Origin of the sequence: Sphingomonas sp. CCH9-E2, from assembly GCF_001557215.1 — a bacterium.
Classification (GTDB): domain Bacteria; phylum Pseudomonadota; class Alphaproteobacteria; order Sphingomonadales; family Sphingomonadaceae; genus Sphingomonas.
Genome location: NZ_LSJM01000071.1, coordinates 1 through 6,898, shown reverse-complemented (window position 1 = coordinate 6,898; position 6,898 = coordinate 1). Strand labels below are relative to the sequence as shown.

Genomic DNA, 6,898 nt, shown 5'->3' with positions numbered 1-6,898 from the left:
ATCCGGCGCTGCTTGCAAACGGGGCGTTGTGCTCACGCTCCGTGCCAATGGGCTCTCCAAACCCGTAGCCGGCAAGCGCTTTTGCGAAGCAGGTTTCCAGAACAGTTCTGACAAGCGGCGGGCCGCAGAAATGCGTTGTCGTCATGGCCCGCCCGCGAGGTCGTCAGAAAGGAAGGTTTTCGCGAACAGGGCCGGCGCGTCGTGCTAGGCGATGGAACCCCGCAAGCGGACAGGATGCGATGACCAGGACCGAAATGCTGGAAACGATGAAGCGTCTCGACGCCCATGCGAACGCCCTGCTGCTTACCGGGGCCTCCGATATCGATCTGCTCGGCGGCATGTTCGACGTGATGCCCGACTTCAAGGCGTTGCTCGACGCCGGATACGGCGGTGAAATCGACAAGAACGCTGGTCGCTTCCCCGGTTTGCATCGCTACGCCGTCATGCTCTCCAATGTCGCCGAGGGGATCGCGGAAGGTTCCATCCGGGTGCCGCGCTGACGCCCTGTTTCGCTGGCAGGGGATGTGAGCAGACCTTTATGATTGCGAGCAGCGCAGGATGATGTCGAGCACATTGGCAGATAGCGCGAGCAGATCGCCGAGCCGGTTGTCAGATAATCCGAGCAAAAAAAGGCTCTGTTTGCAAGCAAACGCCGCTACGATTGCAAGCACCTACAGCTATCTTCGCCGGCAAGAGGCCAATGAGGTCATTCTTAAGCAGGCTGGATCTGGGCTCGCCATCAAGGAGATCGTTCGCCGGACGGGGCACAGTCGCGGCTATGTACGGGCTGTGCTGCGGGGCCAGCGGACCGACATCTTTCGGACACGGGAAAATTCGCTTGAAGCCTGGCTACCCTGGCTGGATGGTGAATGGGCCGAGGGCCGGCGCAACGGCGCCGAGCTCTGGCGACAGATGCGGCAGCAAGGATTTGGCGGCTCACTTCGGGTCGTGACCGAATGGGCAACGCGGAAGCGGCGGGCGGAAAGGGCGGAGGGTCTGCACCGGGTTCCTTCGGCTCGAACCATCGCGCGACTGATGACAGCGGAGCGCGAAGCTCTGTCCAGAGCTGAAACCATCACCGTCGCGGCGATCGAGCAATCCGTGCCGCAGCTTGTCGAAGCGCGCGACATCACTGACGCCTTCCACGTCATGCTACGAAAGAAGGCGGTATCCTCTCTCGATGCCTGGCTTGAGAAAGCCCATCAGAGTTTGGTGAACTCCTTCGCCCGCGGCATGGCCAGGGACATCAATGCCGTTCGCGCCGCGATCGCATCGAGCTGGTCAAACGGGCAGACTGAAGGCCAAATCACCAAGCTGAAGCTCGTCAAACGGCAAATGTACGGCCGCGCCAAACTCGATCTCCTTGAGGCAAGGCTCATCGCCGCCGCAACATGAACTCGGTCACCAAATTCGCGTCAGAGCCCTTTTTGGACGCCGATTGACAGCCCAGATCCTCCTTAAATCACAACCTCAAATCTGGGGTCGGTACATAGAACGGACCCAGATATACGCTAAGGTTTCGCCGGACCTTCGACGGCGTGCATCTGGCGAAGCGGCCTGAGGGCGGACGATGGCGCATCGGGGTCGGTCCAAAGATAATCGCCGGTGAGGTTGATGTGCTGCCATCCGAGCGGCGAAAGGTGTTGCAACAGGTCCGGCGGGACCGACCGGCCGAGACTGGCAAGATGCATGCGGGCGGCTTGCAGGTAGGTCGTGTTCCACAGGACGATAGCACCGGCGACGAGGTTTAGCGCGCTCGCCCGATGGGTCTGGGCTTGCAGGGCGTGATCACGGATGCGGCCGATCCGGTGGAAGAAGATGGCGCGTTTCAGAGCATTTTCGGCCTCACCCTTGTTGAGTTCGCGGGTTGCGCGGCGCCGCTGTTCGGGCTGCTCGATCCAGTCGAGTGTAAACAGGGTGCGCTCGACGCGGCCGATCTCGCGCAGTGCCAAGGCCAGGCCATTGGCCCGTGGATAGGAGCCGAGCCGTTCCAGCATGATCGATGCACTCACGACGCCGGTGCGGATCGAGGTGCCCAAGCGCAGCACGTCGTCCCAGTGTGCGGCGATCAGGGCCTCGTCGATCCTGCCCGCGACCAGCGGCGCGATATCTGGGCCAGGTTCGATTCCGTTGAACAGGTGAAGCCGGCGCGCGGCGATGTTAGGGATGCGCGGCGCGAACCGGAATCCAAGTAGATGGCATAGCGCAAACACATGGTCGGAAACGCCCCCACCATCGACGTGATGCTCCTCAATGTGCAGATCGGCACCATGATGGAGCAGCCCGTCCAGCACCTGCGCCGCCTCGCTTGCGGATGCGGAGATGACGGTGGAATGAAACGGCGCGTAGCGATCCGAGACATGGCTGTAGAAGGAGACAGCAGGCTCCGCCCCCTTGTGCGGATTGACTGCGCCGGTCGCCTGAGCACGGCGATCAAGCAGGAAGTTCTGACCGTCCGAACTGGACGAGGTCCCGGACCCAAACAGGGCGGCGAGCGGCGCGGTGTGCTGGGCATTGACCAACCGGGCGAGAGCCCTACCGTAGGTTTCCTCGCGTAAATGCCATGAGGCGAGCCAACTGAGTTGGCGTTGGGTCACGAGATCGCAGGCTTCTGCCATGCGCTTATGGCCAAGATTGGTCGCATCGGCGAGCACCGCCGTCAGGATAGCGCGGGGTTCATCGGCAACCCGACCGCTTTGCAGATGCGTGAAGCACTGGCTGAAACCGGTCCATCGATCGACTTCAGCAAGGAGATCGGTGATGCGGATCGCGGGCAGATGGGCGTAGAGCGGCGCAAGGGCGCTATCCGCTTCATCCGGCGTGACCGCCTTCAACGGCGAAATCCGCAGCTTGCCAAGGCTGAGTTGTACGTCTTCCAGCGCGTCCGTCTCCGCCTTCCGCTCGACCTCTGCCAATCTCCGGGCGAGACGGGTACGCCGTTCGTCCAGCCAGGCACTGGCCGTATCGGGTGCCGGGATCGGCAAAGGGCCGGCTGCGCGCATGGTGGCAAATACCGGACTTGGAATAAGCTGTTGCTCGACGGCACGATAGCGTCTGCTTCCCTCGACCCACATGTCGCCGGCACGAAGCCTGTCACGAAGCTCGACTAGGACGCAAAATTCATAAACTCTGCGATCGGGAATGCCGGGGCCGATCGCGCGACGCCAGGCCTGCCGAATGAAGGCAACTGGTGTATCCGGCGGCAGTTTTTTCAGGCGACCTAGATGAAGGTCGCGCATGATAGCGACTGCTCGCGCGAGCGTATGGCAGGCCGGGACCGCTCCGAACGTGAACGAGGCGATGAACAAGGGACCGACCTGTCGGAGAACGGGGTAGTTGGTTGCGGCGACGGTAACGGGATCGACGGCATCGGGGCGGATCAGCTTGCGGGCTTCATCGACTTCACGGCCAAGATCATCCCATCCAACTACGGCCTCGACCGCGGCGCCGATGTCGCCGCCCGACACCTTGGCAGTGAGCAGGGCATCGCCGAGCCGGGCAAGTAGCCGGATCTTACCGTTGATGTTGCGCCGGTCGCGCTTGAGCGCTGTGTCTGCGCTGTTCTGCTCGCGCCGAAACATCTGACCCAGCAGGCGGTCGAACATCAGCACCGCATCGTCGGTGAGCGTGACGATGGTTTCGAGTACGGTTGCCGCCAGCGTCGCACGGCGCCGCGTTGCTTGCAGCGTTCGGACATGTTGCGCCGTCAGCCGAGCCCCTTCCTGACAGAGGCGTCGCAGGCGTTCAGGATGTATGCCTGCCGCGATATCGGGATCGATCCCAATATCGCGCAGCAGAGCTAGCCGCCGGATGATGACGGCGAACGTCTTGCGACCGGGCTTGCCGGGCGGCTGCCGCACCCATCCGAGGCCGCTGAGGTTCGTGCCGGCGTGAGGCAGAAGAAGGGCATCAAGCAGACGGCGTTGCCCAGTCTCCAGCCCTCGGGTCAGATGCTCGGCGACATGGCGCTCGGCGTCGAGCAGCGCCTGCGCAACCATCCGTTCGACCGAACTGATGCCAGGTACGATGATGCGCCGTCGTCGGCACTCGCCTAGTAGCGACCGTGCCAGCCCAGCCCCGCTGGTCGTCGTCAGCGCAATCGGCAGCAGCCATTCCTGCAACGCCGCTCGCAATGGCCGGCTGAACTGTGTGAACCCAAAGCCCTCGCGCAGCGCATCGAGCTGTTCGTACCGGGTCGGGCCGCGCGTCGCATAATCGGCCAGCACCTCGGGCGCGATCTGCAATTGCTCGGCGACGAACGCGAGCGGCGTATCGGGGATCAATTCGCCCGGGCGCAGCAAACGGCCGGGATAGCGCAGCGCGCATAGCTGGATCGCGAAACCCAGACGATTATGCGGTCGCCTGCGGCGCACGATGATAGCCAGGTCATCCTCACTCAACGTCCAGTGCTGAACGAGCGTGGTTTCATCATCGGGAAGTGCGAGCAACGCCATGCGTTGCTCGTCCGACAGCACGGCGCGACGAGGCATTGGGTTAGGCTTTGGCGGGCGGCGCCCAACCGATCCGGGCAAGAGTGCCAATCAAGGTCGAACGCGGCACCTTGAAGGTGCGACAGACGGATGCCTTGCTTGCTCCGCCATCAAGCGCGGCAGTAATCCGTTCAAGGGTCTCAGTGTCGATCATGGGAGGCCGTCCACCCTGGCGCCCTCGACGCTTTGCAGCCGCCAGTCCCGCCATCACCCGCTCGCGCGTCAGCGCGCGCTCATATTGCGCCAGCGCGCCGAACAGCGAAAATAGCAGTTCGCCGTGCGGCGTGTTCGTATCCATCTGCTCAGTCAGCGAACGGAACGCGATGCCACGCGCCTTCAGGTCAGTGACGATCGCCAGCAAATGCGGCAACGATCGCCCAAGCCGATCGAGTTTCCACACGATCAGCGTATCGCCCGCACTCAGATAATCGAGGCAGTCCTTCAGGCCCGGTCGATCGTCGCGTGCTCCCGATGCCTTATCAGTATGCAAATTACGCGGATCGACACCCGCCGCGACCAGAGCGTCGCGCTGAAGATCGACAGTTTGGCGATCATCGGCCGATGACACCCGCATATATCCGACCAGCATGTACGACAAACCCTCAAAACCACTTTGTCGTACACTACATCAAAGCGACAGGGTTTGTCGACTATTCAGGCGCAGGATTGCCGACCAAAGCCGAGGGATCACCCAAGGGTGTCCGAAAACATGTGGTTTCCGTCAGGATGTCACGGCCGTTCGAGCAGCATCAGCAGGAAGGGGGACATGGGTTGAAATGCGAGGTCGCCGCTGCGAACCGAAGTGACGAGCCGGAGCAGTTCGTCCCAATGGTCCGCGACATGGCCGACCGCGACCGGATCGCCGGCCAGTCCGCCGAGCAGGGTCCCGGCATCCTGCGCCGGCAGCAGATGCATACGTCGTTCCTTCAGATCCTGCAGCCGTGGTGCGAAGGGGTAGCCGAAGAACGGCATGAGGCCGCCCCCCCCACCGAGGCGCAATGGCGGCTCGAAGCCGGTTGAGATCCAGGGTCTGCGAGTGGCCGCTTCTTCTAGGAGAGGATACTGCGAGATGGGATGCCAACCGGCTTCGCGCAGAGCGGAATGCCCTTCGGGTCGGCCTGCGCGGGCGAATCGGCGCGGCTGCGACGGTTGGCGGCGCTCGGTTCAGAAGGCCCGTTGCGCGTTGCTCAGGAGCCGGGGTCAAGGATCATGACGCTGACGCAGACCAGCAGAAAGACCGGGATCAAGTTAGCGACGCTGATAGCCGATGCGCATCGTCTTGCGCCACGCGCCCGAACGATGCCGAGAGCAGCAATGACGCAAAGAAGGACCATGGCCGCGTACTGGCCGATCATCATCTGTTCCCGGATGCGCGTGCCGACCGCATGATGGTCTATCACAAAAGGACCCAAGAAAATCGCAAGACCCCACGGTATGATCATGAACAATAGGGCATTCAGGCGACGCCTTACCTCCAGTGCCTTCGGAAGGGAGCGGATGACGATCACAACGGATCCGATCCACGCGAGAAGCAAGGCCCAAATAAACATAGGTATTTGTCGCCTTCCTGTCCTGGCGATCGGTCATAGCCCACCGGGCATCGACCTTTTGGCGATGTGGGCAATCACATGATTGCCGCTCACCGCTTCGCATACATTGCTCTTAGCGCGTCAAAAAGCCGCCCGAGAGCCTCGCGGTTGGCGACAGGCTCGCTGTCGTCGCGGCGAATGTAGGTGGTCAGCAGCAACCGCTTCGTGCTGTTGGCGGTCATGGTGCAGATGCCCTCGCGTGACACCTTTATCGGAAACGCGATGCACCACGCCGCGGGGCCTTTGCCCGTGCTGCTCGTGCGCGCCAGTTCTCCGATCGGCATGTCGATGAGCCGGTCGGATTTCCACGCCAGCATCGACGCCGCATCTTCGGGCGCGGCGTTGGCGGGAACAACCGGGTCATCGAACAGATAGACGTCGATCGGCCTCGCACCCGCATAGACGACCCGCGACCGCGCGATCCATTTGGCATCCCGGGGCGGATCGAGATTGACCTCGTGCTGCACCACGCGTTCGGGTCCATCACCGCTGCCGACTGGCGGGAGGGTGCTGGCGAGCGCGCGTGCGGTGAACTCCCGCTCGCCCTCGGACATTCCGGGCGTTTCCTTCCTGACGCCCGAGGCACCGGAGAGATTGCCAAGCGCGAGCGCATCCTTCGCAAGCTCGACCGTGCGGTTGTAGCTGTCGATATCGGCGCGGGCGTCGAAGCCGCCTGCAAGGGCATTGGTCGCGGCAAAAGGTTCGGTCGTTTCCTGCGATCGGTTCTCCCCTTCCAACTGCGTCGCGGTGTTCGAGCTGTCCGATGGCCGATTGCACCCCGACAGCAACGCGATGGTCAGCAGCGCTAGACGCATATTC

General features: G+C 62.6%; 5 protein-coding genes and 2 pseudogenes. 2 read left to right on the top strand and 5 right to left on the bottom strand.

Annotated elements, in window-relative coordinates; translation table 11 throughout:
- Window positions 1-239 precede the first annotated feature (239 nt).
- Together AX681_RS04015 and AX681_RS04010 are read left to right on the top strand one after the other, a co-directional pair.
- Window positions 240-500 (top strand): hypothetical protein, encoded by a 261-nt coding sequence (locus AX681_RS04015; protein WP_015449245.1) that lies wholly within the window; start codon window positions 240-242, stop codon window positions 498-500.
- Between the two features lie 178 nt (window positions 501-678).
- Window positions 679-1,395, top strand: a pseudogene (locus tag AX681_RS04010) (transposase); the annotation flags it as partial.
- A gap of 116 nt (window positions 1,396-1,511) precedes the next feature.
- Here AX681_RS04010 and AX681_RS04005 read toward each other — a convergent pair.
- The 5 genes and pseudogenes from AX681_RS04005 to AX681_RS22325 form a co-directional block, all read right to left on the bottom strand.
- A complete protein-coding gene (locus AX681_RS04005) occupies window positions 1,512-4,490 on the bottom strand; it encodes a Tn3 family transposase (protein ID WP_062069500.1) in 2,979 nt (992 codons plus the stop codon).
- Window positions 4,491-4,494: 4 nt separating this feature from the next.
- Entirely contained in the window at window positions 4,495-5,079 is a 585-nt protein-coding gene (locus tag AX681_RS04000) for a recombinase family protein (RefSeq protein ID WP_066659028.1), read from the bottom strand.
- 176 nt (window positions 5,080-5,255) lie between these two features.
- Window positions 5,256-5,468: pseudogene (locus AX681_RS03995) on the bottom strand (Tn3 family transposase); the annotation flags it as partial.
- Between the two features lie 209 nt (window positions 5,469-5,677).
- Window positions 5,678-6,040, bottom strand: coding sequence for a hypothetical protein (locus AX681_RS03990; RefSeq protein ID WP_066659031.1), 363 nt, complete (start codon window positions 6,038-6,040; stop codon window positions 5,678-5,680).
- 89 nt (window positions 6,041-6,129) lie between these two features.
- Window positions 6,130-6,898, bottom strand: a 769-nt coding sequence (locus AX681_RS22325; protein WP_197424230.1) for a hypothetical protein, incomplete at its 5' end; no start/stop codon positions are given.

What these genes read in the sequence shown, in the direction of transcription:
- AX681_RS04000 (WP_066659028.1), bottom strand. Translation starts at nt 5,079, where the DNA reads ATGCTGGTCGGATATATGCGGGTGTCATCGGCCGATGATCGCCAAACT.
- AX681_RS04005 (WP_062069500.1), bottom strand. Translation starts at nt 4,490, where the DNA reads ATGCCTCGTCGCGCCGTGCTGTCGGACGAGCAACGCATGGCGTTGCTC.
- AX681_RS04015 (WP_015449245.1), top strand. Translation starts at nt 240, where the DNA reads ATGACCAGGACCGAAATGCTGGAAACGATGAAGCGTCTCGACGCCCAT.
- AX681_RS03990 (WP_066659031.1), bottom strand. Translation starts at nt 6,040, where the DNA reads ATGTTTATTTGGGCCTTGCTTCTCGCGTGGATCGGATCCGTTGTGATC.